Origin of the sequence: Tardiphaga sp. 172_B4_N1_3, assembly GCF_052076035.1 — a bacterium.
Classification (GTDB): Bacteria; Pseudomonadota; Alphaproteobacteria; order Rhizobiales; family Xanthobacteraceae; genus Tardiphaga; species Tardiphaga robiniae.
The window spans coordinates 3303322-3329015 of the sequence record NZ_CP197238.1 but is presented as its reverse complement, the minus strand read 5'-3'; the positions used below and the strand labels follow the sequence as shown (position 1 = coordinate 3329015).

General features: G+C 61.1%; 24 protein-coding genes. 16 read left to right on the top strand and 8 right to left on the bottom strand.

The genetic code is table 11. The features are described 5' to 3' along the window. Window positions 1-100: 100 nt before the first annotated feature. The 3 genes from cysW (AB7783_RS15735) to cysP form a co-directional block, all read right to left on the bottom strand. A complete protein-coding gene (gene cysW / locus AB7783_RS15735; protein WP_093756819.1) occupies window positions 101-988 on the bottom strand; it encodes a sulfate ABC transporter permease subunit CysW in 888 nt (295 codons plus the stop codon). Continuing rightward, window positions 988-1815, bottom strand: a complete 828-nt coding sequence (gene cysT, locus AB7783_RS15730) for a sulfate ABC transporter permease subunit CysT (RefSeq protein WP_441278155.1) — start codon at window positions 1813-1815, stop codon at window positions 988-990. Before cysT (AB7783_RS15730) ends, cysW (AB7783_RS15735) begins: the two co-directional genes overlap by 1 nt. A 226-nt stretch (window positions 1816-2041) precedes the next feature. Beyond that, on the bottom strand, window positions 2042-3058 hold the full coding sequence (gene cysP / locus AB7783_RS15725) for a thiosulfate ABC transporter substrate-binding protein CysP (RefSeq protein ID WP_441278154.1): 1017 nt from the start codon (window positions 3056-3058) through the stop codon (window positions 2042-2044). A 303-nt stretch (window positions 3059-3361) separates the two neighbouring features. Between cysP and cysG the strand changes: the two genes are divergently transcribed. The 11 genes from cysG to AB7783_RS15670 all read left to right on the top strand — a co-directional run bounded on the left by cysG (window position 3362) and on the right by AB7783_RS15670 (window position 13995). Beyond that, window positions 3362-4798: a siroheme synthase CysG gene (gene cysG / locus AB7783_RS15720; RefSeq protein WP_120291741.1), complete on the top strand. Its 1437-nt coding sequence runs from the start codon at window positions 3362-3364 to the stop codon at window positions 4796-4798. Next, window positions 4795-5109, top strand: coding sequence for a DUF2849 domain-containing protein (locus tag AB7783_RS15715; RefSeq protein WP_068735099.1), 315 nt, complete (start codon window positions 4795-4797; stop codon window positions 5107-5109). Before cysG ends, AB7783_RS15715 begins: the two co-directional genes overlap by 4 nt. A 12-nt stretch (window positions 5110-5121) precedes the next feature. After that, window positions 5122-6777 carry a nitrite/sulfite reductase gene (locus tag AB7783_RS15710; protein WP_441278153.1) on the top strand — a complete coding sequence of 552 codons (1656 nt, stop codon included), beginning with the start codon at window positions 5122-5124 and terminating at the stop codon, window positions 6775-6777. Next, on the top strand, window positions 6764-7276 hold the full coding sequence (locus AB7783_RS15705) for a DUF934 domain-containing protein (RefSeq protein WP_120291737.1): 513 nt from the start codon (window positions 6764-6766) through the stop codon (window positions 7274-7276). The genes AB7783_RS15710 and AB7783_RS15705 overlap by 14 nt, the downstream gene beginning before the upstream one ends. A gap of 207 nt (window positions 7277-7483) precedes the next feature. Then, window positions 7484-8473 (top strand): sulfate ABC transporter substrate-binding protein, encoded by a 990-nt coding sequence (locus tag AB7783_RS15700; protein WP_089265721.1) that lies wholly within the window; start codon window positions 7484-7486, stop codon window positions 8471-8473. A 66-nt stretch (window positions 8474-8539) separates the two neighbouring features. Continuing rightward, entirely contained in the window at window positions 8540-9376 is an 837-nt protein-coding gene (gene cysT / locus AB7783_RS15695) for a sulfate ABC transporter permease subunit CysT (protein WP_089265418.1), read from the top strand. 6 nt (window positions 9377-9382) lie between these two features. Next, window positions 9383-10276, top strand: a complete 894-nt coding sequence (cysW, locus tag AB7783_RS15690; RefSeq protein WP_089265417.1) for a sulfate ABC transporter permease subunit CysW — start codon at window positions 9383-9385, stop codon at window positions 10274-10276. Beyond that, a complete protein-coding gene (locus tag AB7783_RS15685) occupies window positions 10266-11306 on the top strand; it encodes a sulfate/molybdate ABC transporter ATP-binding protein (protein ID WP_089265416.1) in 1041 nt (346 codons plus the stop codon). Before cysW (AB7783_RS15690) ends, AB7783_RS15685 begins: the two co-directional genes overlap by 11 nt. Before the next feature lie 84 nt (window positions 11307-11390). After that, complete coding sequence (locus AB7783_RS15680) at window positions 11391-11900, top strand: CAP domain-containing protein (RefSeq protein ID WP_093756814.1); 510 nt, start codon at window positions 11391-11393, stop codon at window positions 11898-11900. 110 nt (window positions 11901-12010) lie between these two features. Continuing rightward, the gene (locus AB7783_RS15675; protein ID WP_441278152.1) at window positions 12011-13207 is read left to right on the top strand and encodes a DUF3734 domain-containing protein; all 1197 of its coding nucleotides are present in this window, start codon (window positions 12011-12013) and stop codon (window positions 13205-13207) included. Further along, window positions 13207-13995, top strand: coding sequence for a 3-hydroxybutyrate dehydrogenase (locus AB7783_RS15670; RefSeq protein WP_089265413.1), 789 nt, complete (start codon window positions 13207-13209; stop codon window positions 13993-13995). The genes AB7783_RS15675 and AB7783_RS15670 overlap by 1 nt, the downstream gene beginning before the upstream one ends. Before the next feature lie 41 nt (window positions 13996-14036). Here AB7783_RS15670 and AB7783_RS15665 read toward each other — a convergent pair whose 3' ends face one another. Both AB7783_RS15665 and AB7783_RS15660 read right to left on the bottom strand, forming a co-directional pair. After that, window positions 14037-15413 carry a flippase gene (locus AB7783_RS15665; protein WP_441278151.1) on the bottom strand — a complete coding sequence of 459 codons (1377 nt, stop codon included), beginning with the start codon at window positions 15411-15413 and terminating at the stop codon, window positions 14037-14039. Window positions 15414-15527: 114 nt separating this feature from the next. Continuing rightward, window positions 15528-16355 (bottom strand): protein-disulfide reductase DsbD domain-containing protein, encoded by an 828-nt coding sequence (locus tag AB7783_RS15660; protein ID WP_089265411.1) that lies wholly within the window; start codon window positions 16353-16355, stop codon window positions 15528-15530. Between the two features lie 154 nt (window positions 16356-16509). On the opposite strand from AB7783_RS15660, the gene AB7783_RS15655 reads away from it, so the two are divergent. Beyond that, window positions 16510-17148, top strand: coding sequence for a YqgE/AlgH family protein (locus AB7783_RS15655; protein ID WP_089265410.1), 639 nt, complete (start codon window positions 16510-16512; stop codon window positions 17146-17148). Between the two features lie 38 nt (window positions 17149-17186). On the opposite strand, the gene AB7783_RS15650 is transcribed toward AB7783_RS15655, so the two are convergent. Both AB7783_RS15650 and AB7783_RS15645 read right to left on the bottom strand, forming a co-directional pair. Then, window positions 17187-20063, bottom strand: coding sequence for an EAL domain-containing protein (locus AB7783_RS15650; protein ID WP_176454615.1), 2877 nt, complete (start codon window positions 20061-20063; stop codon window positions 17187-17189). Between the two features lie 123 nt (window positions 20064-20186). Beyond that, window positions 20187-21182: an NAD(P)H-quinone oxidoreductase gene (locus tag AB7783_RS15645; RefSeq protein WP_441278150.1), complete on the bottom strand. Its 996-nt coding sequence runs from the start codon at window positions 21180-21182 to the stop codon at window positions 20187-20189. Between the two features lie 109 nt (window positions 21183-21291). Between AB7783_RS15645 and AB7783_RS15640 the strand changes: the two genes are divergently transcribed. The 4 genes from AB7783_RS15640 to AB7783_RS15625 all read left to right on the top strand — a co-directional run bounded on the left by AB7783_RS15640 (window position 21292) and on the right by AB7783_RS15625 (window position 24898). Next, window positions 21292-21483: a DUF1192 domain-containing protein gene (locus AB7783_RS15640; RefSeq protein ID WP_089265408.1), complete on the top strand. Its 192-nt coding sequence runs from the start codon at window positions 21292-21294 to the stop codon at window positions 21481-21483. A 572-nt stretch (window positions 21484-22055) separates the two neighbouring features. After that, complete coding sequence (gene rcdA, locus AB7783_RS15635) at window positions 22056-22568, top strand: protease adaptor protein RcdA (RefSeq protein ID WP_089265407.1); 513 nt, start codon at window positions 22056-22058, stop codon at window positions 22566-22568. 86 nt (window positions 22569-22654) lie between these two features. Next, on the top strand, window positions 22655-23740 hold the full coding sequence (locus tag AB7783_RS15630; RefSeq protein WP_439078010.1) for an acyltransferase family protein: 1086 nt from the start codon (window positions 22655-22657) through the stop codon (window positions 23738-23740). Between the two features lie 324 nt (window positions 23741-24064). Beyond that, on the top strand, window positions 24065-24898 hold the full coding sequence (locus AB7783_RS15625; protein ID WP_089265405.1) for a MipA/OmpV family protein: 834 nt from the start codon (window positions 24065-24067) through the stop codon (window positions 24896-24898). 67 nt (window positions 24899-24965) lie between these two features. Here AB7783_RS15625 and AB7783_RS15620 read toward each other — a convergent pair whose 3' ends face one another. Then, entirely contained in the window at window positions 24966-25589 is a 624-nt protein-coding gene (locus AB7783_RS15620) for a TetR/AcrR family transcriptional regulator (RefSeq protein ID WP_089265404.1), read from the bottom strand. Window positions 25590-25694 lie beyond the last annotated feature (105 nt).

Below are 25694 nucleotides of genomic sequence, written 5' to 3'. Positions count from 1 at the left end.
CTCTAATTTCAGGGAGTATAAGCATAAACGGCGCCAAACCGCGGCGCCCATGGGACCTTTTAACGCCAAACGCTACCCGGTGAGAAGTCCCCTAAAGGGATCAGTGGCCGGGCGGCCGGGCCGGGGCCTGCGCGTGATCCGGCGAGATCCGCTCCAGCGCCACCTTGATCACGATGGTGAGCAGTGCCACGGCCGTCAGCACCGTTGCCGCTGCGAAGGCGCCGGCGACATTGTAGTCCTGATACAGAAGTTCGATCTGCAACGGCAAGGTCGTGGTCTGGCCGCGGATGTTGCCGGAGACGACGGAGACGGCGCCAAATTCGCCCATCACGCGGGCATTGCACAGGATCGCGCCATAGAGCACGGCCCAGCGCACATTCGGTAGTGTGACCCGCATGAAGGTCGCAAAGCCGGAAGCGCCGAGTGTGACGGCGGCCTCTTCCTCATCCGTGCCCTGCACCTGCATGAGCGGGATCAACTCACGCGCCACGAAGGGCGCGGTCACGAACATGCTGGCGAGCACGATCGCCGGCAGTGCGAACATCACCTTGATGCCCATGGCCTCGATCAGCGGGCCGAACAGGCCCTGCGAGCCATAGACGAAGATATAGGCGACGCCAGCGACGATCGGCGAGATAGAATAGGGCAGTTCGATCAGCGAAATGAGGAGCGTGCGGCCTGGGAAGACGAATTTGGTCACTGTCCACGCCGCAGCGAGGCCGAACACGATGTTGATCGGCACAGCGATCAGCGCGGTGGTGACTGTCAACAGAATGGCATGCTGCGTGCCGGGCTCGGTGAGGCTGTTGAAGAATGTGCCGATGCCTTGCGAGAGCGCTGAACTGAAGATCAAAGCCAGCGGTGCGATCAGGAACAGCAATGTGAGGATCGCGACGATGCCAAGTACCACGCGGCGCGTCACCGGGCCGGCACCGACGGGCGTCACCATCCATTCGGTATGGGCGCGTTCACTCGTCGGATGCGACATCACACATCTCCCCGGCCGAGATAACGCAGGTTCCAGGCCTGCACCGCGTTGGTGACAATCAGCATGGCGAAAGCCATCGCCAGCATTACCACGGCAATCGCGGCGGCAGCTTGGTAGTTGTATTCCTCAAGCCGAATATAGGTCAGCAGGGCAACGATCTCGGTCTTCATCGGCTGGTTGCCGGCGATGAAAATCACCGCGCCGAATTCGCCGAGGCTGCGTGCGAAGGACAGCGAGCAGCCGGCGAGGAAGGCCGGAAAGATCGCCGGAAAGATTACGCGCCAGAGAATCTGCAGATCATTGGCGCCGAGCGAGCGGCCGGCTTCCTCGACATCGGAGCCGAGATCCTCGATCACCGGCTGCACTGTGCGCACCACAAAGGGAATGCTGGTAAAGGCCATCGCGATGGCGATGCCGAGCGGTGCGTAGGCGACCTGGATGCCAAGTGCATCGAGCGGTGCGCCGAACCAGCCTTTCTTGGAAAACAGCGCCGTCAGCGCGAGGCCGGCCACGGCGGTCGGCAGCGCGAAGGGCACGTCGACCAGCGCGTCGAGAATGCGCTTGCCGGGAAATTGATAGCGCGCCAGCACCCAGGCGAGCAGCAGGCCGTAGATGGCGTTGAATGCGGTGGCCGCCAGCGCCATCGTCACGGTGATGCGGATGGCCGACAGTGTGCGCGGTGACGACAGGATGTCCCACAATTGCGCAAGCCCGACGTCCGAGGCTTTCAGGATCAGCGCGCAGAGCGGCAACAGCACGATCGCTCCGAGATAAAAGAGCGTAATGCCGAGCGAGAGCCCGAAACCTGGAATGACGCTACGTCGCAAGGGAAGGTCCGTGTGTGAAGCCGTTGGGGCTTCTCTTAGACGATTTGCGCGGAAAGGGAATGCGGCGAGGTCGTCTAATGCAGGCGCCCGTCCTCTCCCATGATCATGGCCGGGCAAAGCGCGAAGCGCCGCTTCGCTAGATGTTCCCGGCCATCCACGTCTTTAGTCCATTTGCAGCCAAGACGTGGATGACCGGGTCAAGCCCGGGCATGACGGAATTTGTGGTTCACTTCCCGCCGAACAGCGTGTCCAGCTTCGCGCCGGGATTGAGGTGTTCGGCATTCAGCTTGTCCCAGCCGCCGAATTCGTCCTCGACGCGGTACAGCTTCACTTCCGGGAATTTGTCTTTGTATTTTGCCATCACGCTCTTGTCGGTGACGCGGTTATAGCCCTTCGCTTCGATGTCCTGGCCTTCCGGCGAATACAGGAATTCAAGATAGGCGGTCGCCAGTGCCTTCGTGCCGTGCTTGTCGGCATATTTGTCGACGACGGTCACCGGGAATTCGGCGAGCACGCTGGTCGGTGGTACCACCACTTCATACTTGTCCTTGCCGCCGGCATCTTTGCCCGCAAGGTCGCGGATCGACGAGGTCTCGGCCTCGAAGGTGATCAGCACATCGCCGGTGCCGCGCTCGACGAAGGTCGTGGTGGCGGCGCGGCCGCCGGTGTCGAACACCGGGACATTGGCGAACAGCTTCTTGATGAAGTCGTCAGCCTTGTCGGCACCATACTTGTTCTTCGCGAAGGCATAGGCGGCCAGATAGGTGTAGCGCGCATTGCCTGAGGTCTTCGGATTCGGGAAAATCACCTGCACGCCCGGCTTCACCAGATCGTCCCAATCCTTGATCCCCTTTGGATTTCCGGCGCGCACGAGGAAGGCCGGCAGCGAGTAATAAGGCGAGGAATTATTCGGCAGCCGCTTGGCCCAATCGGCCGGAATGAGCTTGCCGCGATCATACAGTACCTGCACGTCGGTGACCTGGTTGAAGGTCACCACATCGGCCTCGAGGCCTTCGAGGATCGAGCGCGCCTGGCGCGACGAGCCGTTATGCGACTGGTTGATGGTAACGTCCTGGCCGGTTTTGGCCTTCCACTGCTTGGCGAAAGCAACGTTGATCTCGGCATAGAGCTCGCGCGAGATGTCGTAGGAGACATTGAGCAGCGTGTTCGGCGTCTGCGCCTGGGCGGGTGCAGTCGCGAGAATGCCGAATCCGGCGGCGAGAGCGATAATGAAGCGGTTCACGTGTAGTCCCCTGTGAGTGAGAGCGATCGGATGGCCGGGAGCGGCGGCTGCGGCGTTTTGCCCGGCAAACGGTCCGGAATTTGCTGCGCAACGGGGGGCGGGCACGGGTGCGATTTCGCGCAACTCCTGCATCGGCCGACCGTTATTGAGAAGAAGCATCTACGACGCTTGGTGTTTGAGGACAAAAATTCTATAGTTAGAACGCCTCGAAGAAGATAAAATCTTCTCTTTGCGCCTCGTTATCGAGAGATATATAGAATATAATTCCAGTCAACCCCCGAATTTCGGGGCAGCGGAGTATGTATGCGATTTCTGCCTGTCTTCCTCGATTTGCAGACCGGGCCGATCATTCTTGTCGGCCAGGGCGAACTCGTGCGCGCCAAGCTGAGGCTGCTGCTGGCGGCCGGTGCGCGGATTCGCTGGTACGCAACGGACGGCAATCGTGACACGTCCGGGCTCGATACCGATGGCGTGGCGCGCATTGAACATGTCGAGGGCGATCCGGTGACCGCCGATTTTTCGGGGATCACCGCGGTGCTCTGCGCCGGCGCCGGTGAACTCGGCCATGCGGTGGCTGCGCGCGCCAAAGCGAGCGGCGTGCCCGTCAATGTGATGGATGAGCTCGCGCACTCCACTTTCATCTTTCCGGCCATCGTCGATCGCGGCGATGTGGTCGTCGCCGTCGGAACCGGCGGTGCGTCGCCGGTGGTGGCGCGGCGTGTGCGCGAAAAGATCGAGGCGATGCTGCCTGCGCGGATCGGCGATCTCGCCGGCTTCATCGGGCGCTGGCGCAAACCGATCAACGACAAGATCGCGGAGGCTCCGTTACGTCGCAGGTTCTGGGAGCGCATCGTCGATGGTCCGATCGGCGCGCTGGTGCTGGCGGGGCGCGGTACCGAGGCCGAGAAGGCGCTGACGGAAATCGCCGATCTCTCGATCTATGCGGGTGCAGCGCAGGCCGGCGTTGTCGAAGGTCGCGTCACGCTGGTGGGAGCAGGGCCGGGCGATCCGGATCTCCTGACCATCAAGGCGTTGCGCGCGCTGCAGGACGCCGACGTTGTATTTTACGACGAACTGGTGTCCCCCGAAGTGCTCGACCGCATCCGCCGGGATGCATCGCGCATTCCCGTGGGGCGCCGGGTCGGCAAGCCCGGTATCGGTCAGGATGCGATCCACAAATTGCTGATCGAAGCCGCGAAAGCTGGGCAACGCGCCGTGCGCTTGAAGGGCGGTGATCCCTTCATTTTCGGGCGCGGTGGCGAGGAGATCGAAGCGCTGCGCGAAGCGGGTGTTGCTTACTCCGTTATTCCCGGCATCACCGCAGGTCTTGGCGCTGCGGCTATGTTCGAGGCGCCGCTGACCTATCGCCGCGAAGCGCTGCGCATCACCTTCCTGACGGCGCACAAGGAAAAGGACGCCGACAAGGTCGACTGGTCGACGCTCACCGACGAGAAGATGACCGTCGTTGTTTATATGGGTATGACCGCTGCCCCCACGATCCGCGCTGGATTGCTCGCTGCCGGGCGCTCGCCACAAACGCCGGTTGGCGTGTTTGCGCGCGTGACGCGTCCGGACGCGCAAGCGGCGGTGGGTGTGCTCGACGATCTCCCGGCGCTGGTCGACCAGATCGATGGCGGTCCGGCGGTTCTCATCATTGGCGATGTCGTGGCGCATTCCGCGCCGTGGCGGGCCGCTCAGATCAACAAGCTCGTTTCAGATTTATTGGTGGCTGCCGAATGACCTCTCCGCTGCAACAGAAAATCAAGATCACCGGCCCGTCGGTGGTGACTGCCAACCGTACCTGGGACGGCGTGGTGATTTATCGCGATGCCCATAAAGGGTGGACCACCGACCTCGCGCAGGCTGCCATCGTGCGCACTGCCGATGATGCGCGTGCGCTGCTTGCTGAATCCACAGCCGATGACGTTGGCGCCATCGGTCCCTATATCGCGCCGGTCGCCGTGAACGACAACGGCACCGTCGAGCCGGGCAACCTCCGTGAACAGATTCGCCGCAAGGGCGTCACCATTGACCTTCCGGCTTCGGCTTAAGGCACCTGAATTATGTATGCTTATGATGAAATCGATCGCACGCTGATCAACGAGCGTGTCTCGGAATTCCGCGATCAGGTGAAGCGCCGCCTCGCAGGTGAACTCACCGAAGACGAGTTCAAGATGCTGCGGTTGATGAACGGCGTTTATCTTCAGCTTCACGCCTATATGTTCCGCGTCGCCATTCCCTATGGCACGCTGTCATCGCCGCAACTGCGCAAGATGGCGCATGTGGCGCGACGCTATGACCGCGGCTATGGCCACTTCACCACACGGCAGAACATCCAGTTCAATTGGATCAAGCTCGCCGATCTGCCGGATGCGCTGGAAGATCTCGCTTCGGTCGGCATCCATGCGATGCAGACATCGGGCAATTGCACGCGCAATGTCACCACCGATCAATGGGCAGGTGTCGCGCCGGGCGAGGTCGAGGATCCACGCATCTGGGCGGAATTGCTGCGGCAGTATTCGACCATGCATCCGGAATTCTCGTTCCTGCCACGCAAGTTCAAGATTGCGATCACTGCGTCGGCCCATGATCGCGCGGCGATCAAGGTGCATGACATCGGTCTGCGAATTCACAAGAACGAGGCCGGCGAAACTGGCTTCGAAGTGCTGGTCGGCGGTGGCCTCGGTCGCACGCCATTCATCGGCAAGGTGATCAAGCCGTTCGTGCACGGCCGCGACATTCTGAGCTACGTCGAGTCCATCCTGCGCGTCTACAACCAGTATGGCCGCCGCGACAATATCTACAAGGCGCGCATCAAGATTCTGGTTCATGAGCTGGGCATCGAGAAATTCGCCGCCGAAGTTGAGGATGAGTGGCTGGCGACGCGCGAGAGTGCGCTGACGCTGGACAACGAGGTTGTCGAGGATATCCGCTCGCGCTTCAGCTATCCGCACTATCAGAAGCTCTCCGACACGCCGGACGAGTTGGCGGCCGCGTCGGCCGATCCGCATTTTGCGCGCTGGCTCAAGAACTCGGTCGCGCTGCATCAGCGGACCGGCTACGCCATCGTGACATTGTCGTTGAAGCCGGTGGGCGGCCCGCCCGGCGATGCCACGGCCGACCAGATGGATGCGGTTGCCGATCTTGCCGACAAATACTCGTTCGGCGAAATCCGCGTGGGCCATGAGCAAAATCTAGCGCTGCCGAGCGTGGCCAGGCGTGATCTGCCCGCACTGTGGCGGCAGCTCGACAAGCTCGGCCTCGCCACGCCGAACGTCAATCTGGTCACCGACATCATCGCATGCCCTGGCCTGGACTACTGCTCGCTGGCTAATACGCGTTCGATCCCGATCGCGCAGGAACTAACGCGGCGTTTCGCCAATAACGATCTTGCGGAGCTGATCGGTCGGCTGCATATCAACATCTCCGGCTGCATCAATGCCTGCGGCCATCACCATGTCGGCCATATCGGTATTCTCGGCGTCGAGAAGAACGGCGAGGAATTCTTCCAGATCACAATCGGTGGCCGTGCCGACGAGCATGCCGTGGTCGGCACCCTGATCGGACCGGCGGTGCCTTTTGCCGAGGTAGCCGACGTCATCGAGGATATCGTCGAAGCCTATTTGGCACTGCGTGCCCGGCCGGACGAATTGTTTGTCCAGACTGTCGAACGCCTCGGCGTCGAGCCGTTCAAGGAGCGCGTTTATGCCACTCGTTAAGCAAGGCAAGATCGTTGCCGACGGCTATATTCACGTGGCCGACGATGCGGAGATTCCGGTCGACGGAGCGGCGTTGGTTCCGGCTGCGCGTTTTCTCGCCGATCCGGAGGCGCTGCTGAAGCGCAGCAGCCCGACCGGTGTGATCTGGCCGAATAACCGCGATCCGGAAGAGCTGGTGCCTTATCTCGACAGGCTCGCGGTGGTCGCGCTGGTCTTCCCGTCGTTCCGCGACGGCCGAGCCTACAGCCAGGCGCGCCTGCTGCGTGAACGCTACAAATACAAGGGCGAATTAAGGGCAACCGGCCAAGTGTTACGCGATCAGTTCGTCATCATGCTGCGCGCCGGTTTTGATTCATTCGAAGTGAAGAAGGATGCCGATGCGGAAGCGTTCGCGGCTACGGTGAAACGCTACACGGTGTTCTATCAGCCGACCGGCGATGGTCGCATCACGGCGCTGCATCAGCGCATGCAGTTGCGTCACGCGGAGAACGCGCGCTAATTCGCCGCATGTCGACGGCTTTCGCAGCGTTGGTTGATGACAAATGACCAGCGCGCGATACGGTCTCCATACGAAGGCATATTCATAGCACATTGCTGCCGTCATGCCGCCAACATTGGAATCTGGTTTCGTTGACTTAGCGGTGCTTCTTCAAGATTTTGCCCCCACCTCATGACGATCGTGTTGTGAGGTTGGATGGAGATCAAAATGGTCCGTCGTATTCTTCCCGTCATTGCGGGTCTCTTAATTGCAACATCGGCGCACGCGGCAGACATTTCGCTGCTCAACGTGTCGTATGACCCGACGCGCGAGCTGTATGTCGATTTCAACAAATCGTTCGCTGCTGCGTATCAGAAGGAAACCGGCAAGAGCGTCGAGATCAAGCAGTCGCATGGCGGCTCGGGGGCGCAGGCGCGCTCTGTGATCGATGGTCTGCAAGCCGATGTGGTCACCCTCGCGCTCGCCTACGACATCGACGCAATCGCCAATAAGGGCCTGCTGGCGAAGGACTGGCAGAAGCGCCTGGCGCAGAATTCATCACCCTATACGTCGACCATCGTGTTCCTGGTGCGCAAGGGTAACCCCAAGGCCATCAAGGACTGGGACGATCTGATCAAGAGCGGCGTCAGCGTCATCACGCCGAATCCGAAGACTTCTGGCGGTGCGCGCTGGAACTATCTCGGCGCCTGGGGCTATGCTCTGAAGAAATATGGATCGCAGGACAAGGCAAAGGAATTCGTCGGTAACATCTTCAAGAACGTTCCGGTTCTCGATACCGGCGCGCGTGGCTCGACCATCACCTTCGTCCAGCGCGGCGTCGGCGATGTCTTGCTGGCCTGGGAAAACGAGGCGTATCTGGCAATCCAGGAATTCGGCAAGGACAAGTTCGAGATCGTCGCGCCGTCGCTTTCAATTCTCGCCGAGCCGCCGGTCGCCGTCGTTGATACCGTCACTGATAAAAAGGGTACTAAAGCCGCTGCCGAGGCCTATCTGAAATACTGGTACACCAAGGAGGGTCAGGAGATCGCCGCGCGCAATTTCTATCGTCCGCGTGATGCAGATATTGCCAAAAAGTACGAGGCTTCCTTCGCCAAGGTTGATCTGTTTACGATCGACGACGTGTTCGGAGGTTGGACCAAGGCGCAGAGCGAGCACTTTACCGACGGCGGCGTGTTCGACAAGATCTACAAGAACTGATCGTTCGCAGCGAAACATCCAGACCGGTATGCCGGTCTGGGGCTTTTACCAAAGCAAGGGGACATTGTGAGCGCGGCACCTAAACGAAGTTCGTTGCCGGGGTTCGGCCTGAGCATGGGCCTGACCCTGACATGGCTGTCGCTTTTGATTCTGATCCCGTTGGCCGGGTTGTTCGTCAAGACAGCCGATCTCAGTCTCTCGCAGTTCATCGATACCGTCACCAGCAACCGCACCCTACACGCGCTCAGGATTTCGTTCGGATTGGCCTTCGCGGCTGCGCTGGTCAATCTGGTCGCTGGCCTGATTATCGTCTGGGCCCTGGTGCGTTACCGGTTTCCCGGTCGCCGGCTGTTTGATGCCATCGTCGATATCCCGTTCGCCCTGCCCACTGCAGTGGCAGGCATCGCGCTGACGACGTTGTTTGCGCAGAACGGATGGCTCGGCGCGCCGCTGGCGTCGCTCGGCATCAAGGTGGCGTTTACGCCGCTCGGAATTTTCCTGGCGATGGTCTTCATTGGCATTCCGTTCGTGGTGCGGACGGTGCAGCCGGTGCTGATCGACCTCGATGTCGAGATCGAAGAGGCCGCGGCCTGTCTCGGTGCCTCCCGCTGGCAAACCATCACCCGCGTCATCATTCCCAGCCTCACGCCGGCCATTCTCACCGGCTTCGCGCTGGCGTTCGCCCGCGCCGTTGGCGAATATGGCTCCGTGATCTTCATCGCCGGCAACCTTCCAAATGTGTCGGAGATTGCGCCGCTCTTGATCGTCATCCGGCTGTCGGAATTCCGCTACGCCGATGCGACAGCGATCGCGGTGGTCATGCTGGTCTTCTCATTCCTGATCATCTTCGTGCTCAATCGGCTGCAGCGCTGGGCGCAGACACGCGCGCTGGCCGTGAGTTGACCTGACATGACCATTACAATTATCAATTCGCCAGTCACCGTGGAGCGCGCCCAGTCCGTGGCACGACAGGACCTGCATACTGAGCCATGGCTCGTGCGCGGCATCATTATCGGTGTCGCAGTGATGTTCCTGACAGTGTTCGTGGTCCTGCCGCTGATTTTGGTGTTCTCGGAGGCATTGTCCAAGGGCGTTGGGTTCTATCTGTCGGCCTTGGCAGATTCCGAGGCGCTCTCGGCCATCTGGCTGACGCTGATCACTGCAGTGATCTCGGTCAGCCTCAATCTGGTATTCGGCGTTGCCGCCGCTTGGGCGGTGGCCAAATTCGAATTCAGGGGCAAGACCTTGCTGGTCACCCTGATCGATCTGCCGTTCTCGGTCAGCCCCGTTATCTCCGGTCTGGTATTTGTGCTGCTGTTTGGTGCGCAGGGTTTCTTTGGGCCATGGCTGATGTCGCATGGCATCAACATTCTGTTTGCCGTGCCGGCGATCGTGTTGGCGACCACCTTCGTCACCTTCCCGTTCGTCGCCCGGGAGCTGATACCGCTAATGCAGGAACAGGGGTCGCAGGAGGAAGAGGCTGCGATATCGCTCGGAGCGAGCGGTTGGCGTACCTTCATTGTGGTGACGCTCCCCAACATCAAATGGGGCCTGCTCTACGGCGTACTGTTGTGTAACGCACGGGCGATGGGTGAGTTTGGCGCAGTTTCGGTGGTGTCGGGCCACATTCGCGGCGAGACCAACACCATGCCACTGCTGGTGGAAATCCTGTATAATGAATATCAACTGGTGGCGTCGTTCGCGATCGCGTCATTGCTGGCTCTGCTGGCGCTCTTGACGCTGATCGCAAAGACCATCCTCGAAGGCCAGATTGAAGAAGGACAGCTGCCCCGTGACGATTGAAGTTCGGAATATCGTAAAGCAGTACGGTGCCTTCAAGGCGCTGGATAATGTCGACCTCAGGGTTGCTGATGGCGAGCTGCTCGCGCTGCTCGGACCGTCCGGTTCCGGCAAGACGTCGTTACTGCGAATTATCGCAGGGCTCGATTGGCCGGATTCCGGAGAAGTCTCATTCGATGGTGAAAACGCGCTGGCCCGCGGCGCTGGCGAGCGCCACGTCGGTTTCGTGTTTCAGCACTATGCGTTGTTCCGCCATATGAGCGTGTTCGAGAATGTGGCCTTCGGCCTGCGCGTGCAGCCGCGCGCCGTGCGCAAGAGCGAAGCGCAGATCCGCGCGCGGGTGAAGGAGCTTCTCGATCTCGTGCAGCTCGACTGGCTCGCCAATCGCTATCCCAGCCAGCTCTCCGGCGGCCAGCGGCAGCGTATTGCGCTGGCGCGTGCGCTCGCCATCGAGCCGCGCATTCTGCTGCTCGACGAGCCGTTCGGTGCGCTCGATGCCAAGGTCCGCAAGGAGTTGCGGCAGTGGCTGCGCACGTTGCACGAGGAAATCCACGTCACCTCGATCTTCGTCACGCATGACCAGGAGGAGGCGCTCGAAGTCGCCAATCGCGTCGTGGTGATGGACAAGGGCAAGATCGAACAGATCGGCACGCCTGGCGACGTTTACGATAACCCGGCGACGGCTTTCGTGCACTCATTCATAGGTGAATCGATCGTGCTCCCGGTCGATGTAAGCGACGGCCAGGTGAAGCTCGGCCATCGCCCGCTCAACATCGATGCGGGCAGTGCAAGCGGACCGTCGAAATTGTTTGTTCGTCGTCACGACATGCAGATCGGTCCGCTCGGCGAGGGAGCCCTCGAAGGCACCGTGCGCCGCGTCCGCACCTTCGGCCCGATCCAGCGCGCCGACATCGCGTTGTCCGGCGATGATACGCTGGTGGAGATCGATGCCCCGCGCGACCGTCCGCTCACCACGGGCGATGCGATCAGCCTGCAGCCGCGGCGCTACCGGATCTTTGCCGGGCAGGAGTGACTGGCGCTTTCTAAAAATCCCCTGCGTTCACCTTTCAGCCACGGTTGGTGTGCAACAACGGCCCCTTGATTTGGGGGATTGCCGATGAAGCGGGTGGCTCTGGCCAGTCTGGGATTTCTGTTGCTGGCAGGGTGCGCGGGGACCGTCGATACCGTGCCGGACCAGCCCACCATGTATCTCAGCATGGCCAATGGTGGCGCCAAGCTCGATCCTGTGGCTGCGGCCTCGATGATCTCGCTGTACCGGCAGAACAATGGCCTCGGCCCGGTTGTGGTCGATCCCGCATTAATGGCGTTGGCTGAAGACCAGTCCACCGCCATGGCCAAACGAAACAAGCTCGATCACGATGTGAAGGCACCGCTGGCCAAGCGTCTGAATGCCGGCGGTTATCCGGCGAGCTTGGCCGTCGAGAACGTGTCGGCGGGCTACCATACCATGGCGGAAGCCTTCTCGGGCTGGCGGGACTCGCCACCGCATCGGGCTAATATGCTGAAGTCCGGTGTCACAAAACTGGGCATTGCGGCGATCTATGCTCCCAACACCAAATACAAGGTGTTCTGGACCATGATCCTGGCGTCGACGGATTCCAAATAAGCCTTCCCAGATAGCCGAAGCGTGATGGTGCTCTGCACCATCCCTGATTGACGTCCCCGCAAGGGGGCGCCACGGTATGGTTCCCGTCGCCGACAGGATCGAGTGGTCTCATGGATATGTCCGATCAGCCTCAATCCAGAGCTGCCAGCAAACCCGCCGAAGCCAAGCGCGTCCTGGTGCTGCAAGGGGGCGGCGCGCTTGGCTCCTATCAGGCCGGCGCCTATGAGGCGCTGTGTCATCATGATTTCGAGCCGGAATGGGTGGCTGGCATCTCCATCGGTGCCATCAATGCGGCGATCATCGCGGGCAACGAGCGCGACAAGCGGATCGGCAAGCTCAAGGAATTCTGGGAGATGGCGGCATCGCCGGTCCCCTGGAGCCCGATGCTGACGGATGATCGCGCGCGCTCTTATTTCTACGAGGCAGGCGCCGCTGTCATTGCTACATTCGGCGTGCCAGGCTTTTTCGTGCCGCGGATTCCGCCAGCACCACTGTGGCCGCCCGGCAGTCCGCAGTCGCAGAGCTTTTACGACACCGCGCCGCTGAAGGCGACGCTGGAACGGCTGGTCGACTTTGATCGTCTCAACGATTGCAAGACCCGGCTAAGCGTTGGCGCCGTGAGCGTGACCACCGGCAACTTCACTTATTTCGACAACACGCTCTTCAAGAAAGATCGCAAAAGGATCGAGCCCGAGCACATCATGGCCTCCGGTGCGTTGCCGCCGGGGTTTCCCTCGATCGTGATCGATGGCGAGCATTTCTGGGATGGCGGCATCGCCTCGAACACGCCGCTGGATTTCGTGCTGGATGACGTCACCAGCGATCTGCTGATCTTTCAGGTCGATCTGTTCAGCGCGCGCGGGCCATTGCCGCAGTCGATCCTGGAAGCGCAGGAACGCGAAAAGGACATTCGCTATTCCAGCCGCACCCGCATGAATACCGACAAGAACAAGAAGATCCACAACATCCGCAAGGCGCTGCGTGATCTGATTGGTAAATTGCCGGCAGAACTGAAGCAGGATCCTGGAGTGGCGCTGTTGTCGGAAGCCGCGAAGGAAAATACCGTCACGGTGGTGCATCTGATCTATACGAGCAAGAATTACGAGTCGTCGTCGAAGGACTACAATTTCTCGCGCATCGGGATGGTGGAGCACTGGGGTGCCGGTGAGCGCGATGTGTTCCTCTCGATGCGCCACAAGGACTGGTTCGAGCGGCCGCAATCCGATGAATCGATGGTGACGCATGCGCTCACCGCCGACGATTACAATGACCTCCCGCAGCATTTGACGTCCAACAGGAGCAAGTAATGGCTAATCTCACAGGCAAGACCGCCGTCGTCACCGGTTCGACCAGCGGCATCGGCCTCGCTTATGCGCGCGCTTTCGCAAGCGCTGGCGCCAATATCGTCATCAACGGCATGGGCGCGCCTGCTGACATCGAGAAGGAACGCGCGGCGATCGAGAGCGACTTCAAGGTCAAGGCGATCCATTCGCCGGCAGACATGACCAAGCCGGCCGAAATTGCCGAAATGATCGCGCTCGGCGAGAAGACCTATGGATCGGTGGATATTCTCGTCAACAATGCGGGCATCCAGTTTGTGTCTCCGATCGAGGAATTCCCGATCGAGAAGTGGGATGCGATCATCGCCATCAATCTCTCCTCGGCCTTCCACGGCATCCGCGCCGCCGTGCCCGGCATGAAAAAGCGCGGCTGGGGCCGCATCATCAACACCGCCTCAGCGCATTCGCTGGTCGCCTCGCCATTCAAGTCGGCTTATGTCTCTGCCAAGCACGGCATCGCCGGCCTGACCAAGACCGTGGCGCTGGAAGTGGCCACCCACAAGATCACCTGTAATTGCATTTCGCCTGGCTATGTCTGGACGCCGCTGGTGGAGAAACAGATCCCCGACACCATGAAGGCGCGCGGACTGACCAAAGAGCAGGTCATCAACGACGTCCTGCTGGAAGCGCAGCCGACCAAGGAATTCGTAACGTCCGAGCAGGTTGCGGCATTGGCGCTGTTCCTGTGCGGTGACGATGCGGCGCAGATCACCGGCACCAATCTGTCGATCGATGGCGGTTGGACGGCGGAATAAGTTTGCTTCCTGACCTCCTCCTGCTTTGCAGGGGGAGGTTGTTAGGCGCCTTGCTTTCCGAAGGCGAGCACGTGCAGTCCAAGCCGCTGTCGCACGATCCAGAACAGCAGGATCGTCTCGAATGTAAGCGCGATCGACGTTGCCGCGGCGGCGCCATGGCCGCCGAATTTCGGCACCAACACGAGACACAGCACCAGGTTCATCACGAAAGCCGACGCGTAGGCCACGGCGCAAATATGTTGGTGACCGAGCATGTTGAGCAGCCGCTCCACCGGGCCGATGGCAGCGCGGACCACGAGGCCGATGGCAGCGATGAACATGATGTCGTAGCCGCTGGTGAATTGCGGCCCGAAAAGCCATAGCAGCGGCTTGCCCAGAGCGAGCAGGATCAGCGTCGCCGCGAGCGACGGCCAAAATGTCCATTTGATCGCGTGGGTGACGTAAGCGGCGAGGCGGTCCTTGTCGCCGGCCGCGTGATATTCGGTAAAGCGATGCGCCGTTGTCGCCGACATCGCATAGTGGATGAATGACACCAGCGCCAGGGTCTTCACCACGGCGAAATACACACCGACTTCGTCAGATGAGACAAACTGCTGCAGCACCAGCACGTCGGTGTAGGACAGCAGCAGATAGAAGCTCTCGACCAGCAAGATCGGCAGCGACACTGCGAGCCAGCCGCGATAGTCATAGGCCTTTGGGCCGGGCTCGATATGCGCCGCGAGCCGGCGATTGAGTACGATCATCTGGCCGATCATCGCAACCCACACTGCCGCGACGCTGGCCAGCATCGCGATGGTCGCACCAAGCTTAAAGCCCAGTGCGAAGGCGCCGGCGGTGAAGCCGATGATGAGCGCCTGGCGGATGATGAATTGCGGCATCAGGCCGAGGCGCATCCAGTCATGGGAGCGCGCGATACCATCCTGCGTGTTGGCAACGACGAAGGCCGGCAGTGTCAGGCAGCCGAGATAGAGCGGCACCACCGTGTCGGCGTCGATCCACGGCGAGATGAGCTTGACGAGGCCAGCGAGCAGCAGCGAGATTATCACCGAGACGATACCGGTCATCCAGCGGCTGCCAGAGAGGAAGCCGCGGAGCCGCGCGTGGTCGCCGCTGGCGCGATACTCCGGGATGATCTTCTGGGCTGAAGCGGCGATGCCGAAATCCATCATCGAGCCGAGCAGCAGTACCCATGTCCAGACATAGACATAGATGCCGTAATCCGACGTGCCCATCCAGCGCGCCAGCAGGATCTGGGAGAAGTAAGCGAGGCCGGCCGAGATCACGCGGATGAGGAAGATAGTGCCGGCGAGGCGGCGCGTCAGCGAGGCTTCGCCTGAGCCGGTGAACAGCGCGCGCAGCCTGGCCTTGAGGCCGGTGGGCGCGGTTGCGGGTGCGGAGTTTGCGTCCATCACGGCCACGACAAGGTCCTCAGCCGCAGGCGTGCGGCAGCGGTCTGGCGTAGCAAGCAGTCGTTAACATCCGGTTGGACGGAGATATACAGGTTGCGCGCAACAGGTCACGCGCCAGCGGTATCAGGGCAGGTTGACGTTGAATTCATAGGCGCGGTCGCTGCCGACCAGCGTCAGTTTCAGGGCCGCGCCATCGGTCGTGGCGCCGGGCGGCACGCCGTCGAGTTCGAAGCTGAAGCGCTTTACGCCCGGCGGGCTCTTGGCCTCGAGTTTGGGGATTGGCAGCGCCCATTCCGGCGTCGGGCCCTCGACGAACAGGTTGGGTTCGCTGCCTTCGGGCGCCACGACGTCAACGAACACATTCTTGCCCTCGCGCTTGAGGTCGCGCACCGTCAGCGGACTGGTGTCGCCCATGGTTGCCGGCTTAGGCACGGTATCGAGCGCCGCGGTCAGCGCGCCGTCTTCAGTGCTGGCCACGCTGGTAAAAGCGAGTTCGGCATTGGCGTCGACCGGAATGCAGAGCTTGTCGCAGACCGCGTAATTGATCGCCGCACGGAGAATCACCGGCTTGCCGGGGTCTTTGGCGATCACCCGCATCGGTAGCACCACCTGTTTCACATAGCCGAGCGACAGGCCACCAGCTCCATCCTCGAATTTTTTCGGCGCCGGCCACAGGATGGTGACGGTATCCAGGTTCTCCGATTTGGAGAAATCGAAGCGGGGCGGCACCCCGGAATCACCGGGGTTCCGCCAGTAGGTGTGCCAGCCGGGCTGCAGCTGGATCGCTATACCCCCCAGCATCACAGGACCGCTACGCGAGCCTGCCACAAGCCTGATCTGCGAATGACTGTCTATCTGCCAAGGAGAGGTGTCCTCCGCCTGCGCGCTGCAGGTGAGGAGCAGGCCCGCGGCGCAGACAGCGACAATGTGGTGCGGAACAGATGCGGTCATCGGGCGTCCTTACAGGGTGGGCCTGTCATAAAGCCAAACCTGTCTTAAGCTATTGAACTGCTTGTGATCCGGTTTTCGTATGCGTTGCGGAAGGCTGATTGACAGAACCCAGACCCAATATCAGGATAGGCAACGAAATGAGAGCGGTTTGCTGATGGAACCCACTCGCAAGCGCCCCCGGAAAAGCCGCGCGAAATCCGGCGCCGGCGACACTGGCAACTACCTCGACGGGCAGTTGCTGATCGCCATGCCTGTGATGGAAGACGAGCGCTTCGCCCGTTCGGTGATTTACGTCTGCGCGCATTCGTCGGAAGGTGCCATGGGCATCATCGTCAATCGGCCTGCGGGGAGCATCGATTTTCCCGAATTGCTGGTTCAACTGGACATCATTGAAAAGTCCGACAGCATCAAGCTCCCGGAAAGCGCCGAAAGCATGAAAGTGCTGAAGGGCGGCCCGGTCGAGACCGGCCGAGGTTTCGTGCTGCATTCCAGCGATTTCTTCATCAAGGACGCGACATTGCCGATCGACGATGGCGTCTGCCTCACCGCGACCGTGGATATCCTGCGCGCCATCGCCAATGGCGGTGGACCCAAGCACGCGATTCTCGCGCTGGGCTATGCCGGCTGGGCGCCGGGCCAGCTGGAAGACGAAATCCAGGGCAACGGCTGGCTGCATTGCGCAGCTGATGAGGATCTCATCTTCGGCGGTGACGTTGAGGAGAAGTATCTTCGCGCGCTGCAGAAGATCGGGATCGCCCCGGGGATGTTGTCGGCCGAGGCCGGGCACGCGTGAGCGTCCGCTAGACTTCCAGCTATCAGCGACGGCCCTACTCAGCTCGCCGCTTCCAATCGCTCTTCCGTCAGCATGCGCATCGCCGCATCCGCATCCATCGGCTCGCCGAAGGCAAAGCCCTGGGCGTATTCGCAGCCGAGCTGATACATCTCCACCGCATCCGAATCTGTCTCGACGCCTTCAGCGACGACGTCCATGCCGAGATCGTGGGCCATGGCGATGATGGATTTGAGAATCACCGGGCGGGTGCCGCGCGAGGTGGTGCGAACGAAGGACTGGTCGATCTTCAGCGTGTCGAACGGGAAGCGCTGCAGATAGGATAGCGACGAGTGGCCAGTGCCGAAATCGTCGAGCGAAAGGCCCGTACCGAGTTCGCGGATCCGGTGCAGCATCTGCGCTGCATGTTCCGGATTTTCCATCACCAGCGATTCCGTGAGTTCGAGCTTCAGCGTGCCGCGCGCGACGGACGAGCGTGACAGCACCGTGCGGATGTCATGCAGGAGATCGTGGCGCAGCAGCTGCCGTGAGGACACGTTGACGCTGGCGAAGATCGGTTCGCGCGAGCGCATCGCGCGCTGCCAGATCGCGAGCTGGCGTGCAGTCTGATCCATCACGAACATGCCGAGATCGATGATCAGGCCGATCTCCTCGGCGATGGCAATGAATTCCGACGGCGACATCCGGCCGAGCTTCGGATGATCCCAACGGGCCAGCGCTTCGAAGCCGGCGATGGAGCGATCTTCCAGCCGCACGATGGGCTGATACAGGATGGTGATTTCCTGGCGCTCGATGGCGCGGCGCAGTTCGGATTCGAGCGTCAGGCGATCCGTTTTGCGGGCGCGCATTGCCGGTTTGTAGACGTCGATACGGTCGCCACCGATCCGCTTCGAATGATACATCGCGAGCTCGGCGTCCTTGATGAGCTCGTCGGTCAACGGTACCGCGGGATCAGAGAGCGCTAGGCCGATCGAGGCCGTGAGGAAGATCTCGCGATCGTTGAAGGCAATCGGGGCGCGGATGGTCTTGCGGATGGTCTCGGCGAAGGCGGTGATCTTGGCCGCGTCTTGTTCGGACATCAGGATCAGGCCGAACTGATCGCCGGCGAGGCGGGCCAGCGTGTCCTGCGGCTTGAGGATGCGGGTGAGGCGGCGGGCCAGCGTCAGAAGGATCGAGTCGCCGACGGCGATGCCAACGGAATCGTTGACCTGTTTGAAGCGATCGAGATCGATCACCATGATGGTCGGCCGCATGGTCGGCACAGTCTTGGAGAAATTCGCGACGGCGTTGAGGCGGTCAATGAACAGCTTGCGGTTCGGCAGACCGGTGAGATTGTCGTGCACCGAGTCGTGCAGCATGCGTTCTTCGGCATTCTTCATCTCGGTGACGTCGGTGAGGGTGCCGACCACGCGTGACACTTCGCCGTCGGAGCCGACCACCGGACGCGCCTTCAGCGCAAACCACATGAAGTGACCGTCGGGGGTGCGCAGGCGAAAGTCCTGCACGAGGCGGCCGCGACGCTGGTCGAGCACGCTGTCCAGCGCCGCCCGGAAGCGATCCTGATCGAGCGGGTGGAGCACTTCGAGCCAGCTTGCCGCGGGGCCTTCCAGCGTGCCGCGTTTGAGGCCGAGCAGTGCTTCGGTCTCGGGCGAGGTGAACACTTTGTCGGCGGAGACGTCCCAGTCCCAGATCAGGTCGCCGGAGCCGGTCAGCGCCAGCGCGCGGCGCTCGACGTCCGACACGATGCCATTGGTGGCGCCGCCGCCCGCGAAGGCGTGCTGCATAACCGTGAAGCCGATCAGCATCACGATCAGCACGAGCCCGCCGAGCAGCGCCGGGCCGACGATGTCATTGGTGACACTACCGGCAACGGTCATGCCCGCGGCAACAACCCAGACCACAAGCAGGAACCAGGTCGGGATCAGCAACACCGCGCGGTCGAAGCCATGGGTGGAGAGATAGACGATCAGCGCAAAGCCGGCGAAGGCGATGAGCACCAGCGAGATGCGCGCGATACCTGAGGCGACGGCAGGATCGAACAGCGCCAGACCTACGAGAGAGCCAAGGAAAGCCAGCCAGCCTAGCGTGATGTGCGAGTAGCGGACATGCCATCGACTGAGATTGAGATAAGCAAACAGGAACACCAGCAGCGTCGCCGCCAGGATCGCTTCCCCCGAGGCGCGCCAGACGCGCTCGGCGCCTTGGGACATGTCGAGCACCTTGCCCCAGAAGCCGAAGTCGACACCGATATAGACCAGCACAGCCCAGGCCAGCGCCGCGGCGGCCGGGAACATGATGCTGCCCTTCACGACGAACAGGATCGTCAGCACCAGCGCCAAGAGGCCCGAGATGCCGATGACGATGCCTTGGTACAGCGTGAAGGAGTTGACCTTGTCCTTGTAGGCTTCCGGCTCCCACAGATAGAGCTGCGGTAGCTTGTTGGTGCGCAGTTCGGCGACGAAGGTGATGACAGCGCCGGGGTCGAGGGTGACGCGGAAGATATCGGCGGTGGCGCTATCCTGACGTTCCGGGCGATCCCCGGTTGACGGCGTGATCGTCGCAATGCGCGAGAGGCCAAGATCGGGCCACAAGAGGCCGGACGACACGATGCGATAATGTGGCGCGACGATCAGACGATCGAGCTGATCGTCGGTGTTGTTGGCGAGCGCGAACACCACCCAGTTCTGACCGGCTTCGCGGCCACGCACCTCGATGCGGCGAACGATGCCGTCGGTGCCGGGCGCGGTGGAGACCTGGATGCGGTCGGTGTCGCTATGCTGATATTCGAGGATGCCGGTGAGATCGATCGCAGGCGCGTCACCGCGGACGCTAACAGCGTCAACAGCCTGTGCCGGTGCTGTGGCAACAACAGTCATCAGGCCGAGCGCGAGCGGCGCGAGCCACCTGATCAAACGCAATGTCATTCTCCGCGATCAACAAAACATCGACCCTGCGTCACGCAGAAGCAGGGCCATTTCCCGACGCGCGATAAATGACATGAAAGCGAGATAAATCAAAGGGTTTCCGGCTGTTCTCCAGCCCTAAACGACCAACACAATTTTGCCAATATGTGCGCTGGTTTCCATGCGTTTGTGCGCGTCTGCAGCCTTTTCCAGCGGGAAAGTGCTGTCCATCAGGGGCTTAACCTTGCCGGCCTTGAGTAGCGGCAGGACATTGGCCTCGATCGCCCTGACCATGGCGGCCTTGTCGGCATTGGTGCGGGGCCGCAGAGTCGAGCCGGTATAGTGCAGCCGCTTCACCATGATCTTGGCGGCGTTGATGGTGGCTTTCGGGCCATTCAGCACCGCAATCTGCACGATGCGGCCATCGACGGCGGCGGCATCGAAGTTTTTCTCTACATAGTCCGCGCCCACCATGTCGAGGATCAGCTCGATGCCGGTCTTGGAGATTTCCTTGACGCGTTCAACGAAATCTTCGGTCTTGTAGTTGATGGCGTGATCGGCGCCCAGCTTGAGGCAGGCATCGACCTTGTCCTGCGAGCCGACGGTGACGATCACTTTGGAACCCAGCGCCTTGGCGAGCTGGATCGCCATGGTGCCGATGCCGGAAGAGCCGCCATGGATCAGCACGGTCTCGCCGGGCTGCAATCCGCCACGCTCAAACACGTTATGCCAGACGGTCATCAGGGTTTCGGCGGTGGCGCCGGCCTCGGTCATCGAGAAGCCTTCGGGGACCGTCATCGCCTGCGCATCCTGTGCGATGCAATATTGCGCGTAGCCGCCGCCGGCGACCAGCGACATCACCTTGTCACCGAGCTTGTGTTTGGTGGCGCCTTCGCCGAGGGCGACGACTTCACCTGAGATTTCGAGGCCGGGCAGATCGCTGGCGCCGGGCGGCGGCGGATAGGCGCCAGACCGCTGTGCAACATCCGGACGATTGACGCCGGCAGCTGCGACCTTGACCAGGATTTCGCCGGGACCGGGCTTCGGAACGGGGCGCGTCTCGGGAATCAGCACCTCGGGGCCACCCGGTTTGCTGATACCAACGACGGTCATTTGCGTGGGCAGCTTTTCCATGATTTGTCCTTGCGGCGTACGGGATGTCGGTTGGCCATCTGATTAAACAGCCGGATCAATGCTGGCAACATCCGGTGCATATTCGAATTTGAGACGGGGAGGGCCCCAAATGGCGATCGACGACGACGACAAACCGAAGAAGAAGGTCAGCCATGAGGTCGGGCAGGACCTCTCGCTGCTATCGGTCGAGGAACTCGCCGAGCGGATCGCGCTGCTCAATGGCGAGATCGCGCGGCTGCAATCGAGCATGACCTTGAAGCGCGCGACGCGCGATGCGGCGGATCGCTTTTTCAAATCGTGACGGGCTATTGAATGGCGCTCTCCCGGCTCTCTGCCGTCATTGCGAGGTGAAGGAAAGCTGTCCTGCAGTTTTCCTCTTAGCGAAGCAACGCGGCAATCCAGAAGCCATACGCGAAGAAAACTGGATTGCTTCGCTCTGCTCGCAATGACGGACGAGAGGCCTGTGCAATACCGCCGACGCTTCCTCAATCGCGATCCCGACATTGTCTCATTCCGATACAGTTTGCGAGGCGGCGCATGGCAAACGGATCGTGAAGAAAGCCCGCGTATTTACGCGCAATTAAGCTTTCTCGCATATTACTTAAATTGTCCTTGTTTGGACACCGAGTGGCTCCTGTCCACTCTGTTTGACGCCTCCCTGTTATCAACTTTAAAGCCGCCGGAAACGGCGGCTCTTTTTTTGGTACTCATGTCTTCTTTTGGGGCGTCCGCGATCGTTAAATCGCGTTGGAAACCATAAATACTTCTTTAATTTACGCCGCTGGACTCTCACGCACGCACGCGTAATGATTTGTTCATCATAAGCCCGCCGTTCAGAGCTGGCTGCGAAACCATTTGCGTGAGGCGTTAACTATGTCGGATCGTTTGCACAGCGAACCCGCTCTCGTTCAGTTTAGCGAGCGGCTGACCAATTCTGCTGCCTTCGGCGCCTTGTTTCGCGAGGGGATGGATCTGGTCGAAGAGACCGCGGCCTATCTCGACGGCGTCGGCCGTAGCGAGGCCAAGGCACTGGATCGCTCCGTCAGCCTGACTTACGCCACCGAAAGCATGCGCCTCACCACCCGCCTTATGCAGCTTGCCTCATGGTTGCTGCTGCACCGTGCGGTGAAGGAAGGCGAGATGACGTTGACCCAGGCCAATCGTGAAAAGACCAAGGTCAAGCTCAGCGCCGCCGATCCGAGTCCGGAAGAAATGCTGCTCAAGCTGCCCGAGCAGCTGCAGATCCTGATCACGCGTTCGATGGTGCTGCAGACCAAGGTTCGTCGCCTCGACATCTCGATCCATGCCGCGACCACCACGCATGCGCCGATCGGCAATCCGCTGGTGCCGCAGCTCAATCGCCTGAAGGCTGCGTTCGAACGCTGATCGCGCGTCCCTCACATTCCTGAACGCTGTTCCTCGCTCGCCGCTCATGCGCTAAACATGAGCTAGGCGCAGCGGGGGCATTTGCGATGGCAGACGATATCAGAGCATTGACCGGGGTGCGCGGCGTCGCAGCCGCTGTCATCGTCGTGTATCATTTCGGTGACGTGCAGCTCGCAACCGGTGGCACCGGCTCATTCTTCCGCATTCCCTACGGCTATTTGCTCGTCGACCTGTTCTTCATGCTGTCAGGCTATGTGATGGCGCTGACCTATCGCGACGCTTTCCTGCATCTCACTGGCAAGGCGTTCGCAACCTTCATGCTGAAGCGGGTCGCGCGGCTATACCCCGCCTATTTCATCATTGGCCTGTTCTATGTCGCCAAGATCGCGGCTGGTCTGTCCGGCGAGAAGCTGGAGATGTATTCGGCCTGGGACTGGACCGGCAACCTACTGATGATGACCGGCTGGGGGCTCTATATTTTTCCGATCATCGGCGTGGCCTGGGCGGCGAGCGCCGAGATGGGCTCCTATCTGCTGCTGCCGATCCTGATGGCCTTTACCCAGCGTTGGAGCAAATGGATCGCGGGATTTGCGGTGATCGCGGCGCTGCTCGGCATCTATGCGGTGAGCGTCAGTGGCCGCGGGTCGGGCGGACCGCTCGATGTGGTCAACGGCAATTCGCTTTATCCGCTGCTGCGCGCGGTGGCGGGTTTCACGCTGGGCCTTGCGATCTTCCGCTTTGGTGGCCTCGTCGATCGCCTGTCGGCAACCGTGCAGGATGGTCTAGTCGTCGCGCTTCCGCTCGCCATCATCGCCGTCGGTTTGGCCGATGCGAGCGATCGCTTGATGTATCTGCTGTACATCCCGCTGGTCGCGGTGCTCTCGCGTGATGGCCGGATGGCGCAACTGCTGTTCGGCAACGCGCTGGTCTACCGGCTCGGCATCATCTCGTACTCGATCTATCTGATCCATCCGCTGTTCGTCAGTTTCGCTATCAGGACCTGGCGGCATTTAGGCCAGACTGAGGTTGTCTATATCGCTGCATCGCTGGTCTGTTTCGCCATCATCTGGGCGCTGGCGGAAGTGAGCTATCGCTTCGTCGAAATGCCCGGCCGCAACTGGATCACGCAGCGATTCATCCCGCGGAGAAGCGACGCGCCGGTGAAGGCGTAGGCATCGGGGCTATCAAGTCGGTAGTGCGGCGCGATGCCGCAGACGGCGGCGATCCATTCTTTCAGATATTACTGCCACGCTGCCCGGAAATGTGAGCGATGACGCCGCAGGCATAGCGTCATTTATCGCAAAGCCTTGCCTGAATAGGGTTTCTCGCCAGAGAGCTACACTTCTGATGCCGAGCCAATGCGAGTTTGGAGGAGGCGTCGCGCCAGCTATCTTCGCATTGTTGCGGTGACTCCATGTCGCACGGGAGCAATCGCAACGATGTGGCATTGAAGCGCGGCCACACCGAAATTCCGCGCCGATCCAAGTAGGAATCTGATGTCTTTGTCTCCTCGTCTGTTCGGTCTCATTGGTGTGTTGGCTTGTCCGGCGGTTGCGGTTGCGGCTGATCCGGTGGTGATGCTGCCATCGGTGCCCTTCGTGCCCTCGGCCTCCGGTGGCTGGACCGTGACCGTCGGGATCGGCGGCGAGATGCAGCCATCTTACGAAGGCGCCGGGAGTTCTGAACTTGCGCCAAAGCCGATCATCTCGATTCGCCGTGCCGGCACGCCGGCCCGTTTCAAGAGCATGCGCGACAATGCAAGCTTCGCCCTGATCGACGTGGGCGGCTTTCGCGCCGGTCCCGTCGGCAACTATAAAGCAGCGCGCAAGGCCGCCGATCACAGCGAGCTGCGTGGCCTGAGGGACGTTGATTTCGCGGTCGAACTCGGTGGTTTCGCCGAATACTACGCCTTCGACTGGCTGCGCCTACGCTCCGAACTGCGCCGCGGTCTCGGTGGCCACGAAGGTATCGTCGCGGATTTCTCGGCTGACGTGATTGTGCCGATCAACGAGCGGATGACTTTTGCTGCCGGCCCACGCTACCGGGTGACGGATGCGAAATATGCGGAGACTTACTTCAGCGTCAACAATATCGAGGCGCTTGCGTCAGGTTTGCCAGTTTACGACGCCAAGGGCGGTTCGAGTTCGGTCGGTGCCGGTGCGCAGCTGCGCTACAAGCTCGATCCGCAATGGGAAGTACGCGGCTATGTGGAATACGACAAGCTGCTTGGCAGCATCGCTGACAGTCCGTTGGTGAAATTCCGGGGATCCACCAATCAGGTGACCTACGGCGTCGGCGTGGCCTATTCGTTCGACGTCGGCGTGCGCTAGCACGACGTGCGATAGCACGGCGCGCCTGCGTAGCGTGGGCAAACACCGCGCTTGCTGGCTTGCGCTTCTAGCGCTCCCCGATCAGATAGTACGACAACATCGTATCCAGCTCCTGTTCCAGCTCGCCATTGGCGAATGCGTCCGGACGGAATGCGATCGCCGCATCGAGTGCCGAGCCGACCATTCTCGGAATGAAGAAACTTCCGGCTTCGCGATTGAAGCCAGGGCGTAGCTCGTCGGCATGGCTGTCAAACATGCCACGCAAGAGGCCTTGCCGCTGCGGAAAGCGGTCGAATGGCCACTGAACAGGGGGGCGGCCGGAGGCGGTCTCCATCAAGACCTTCAGCAGCGGCAGCACGCGGGCATGCTGGCTGATCGCGGTGTTCAGACCGGAGCGGACGAATCCACGCAGATCCAGCCCTTCGAATCCTGAAATGGTCTGCCAGATATTTTCTGACATTTGGGCTTCCGTCCGGCCATGGAGGGCCCCGAACAGCGCGTCCCGGTTTGGAAAATACTGATAGAGCGATCCAATGCTGACGCCGGCGCGTTCGGCGATCCTGTTGGTGGTGGCGCGTTCGTAGCCTTCGTCCACCAGCACGAGGGCAGCGGCGTCCAGGAGGATGCCCACGGTCGCAACGGAGCGCGCCTGACGCGGCTTCTTGCGGTGGTGCCCGGTATTGGTCGGCATGGTCTCGTTGCGCCCCCGCGCAAGATGATGTGGCGCACCTTATAGGGAGGGCAACGGAGGCGGTTTTAAGGTACCGCCATGGCCAATCGCGGCCAGCAACGAAAA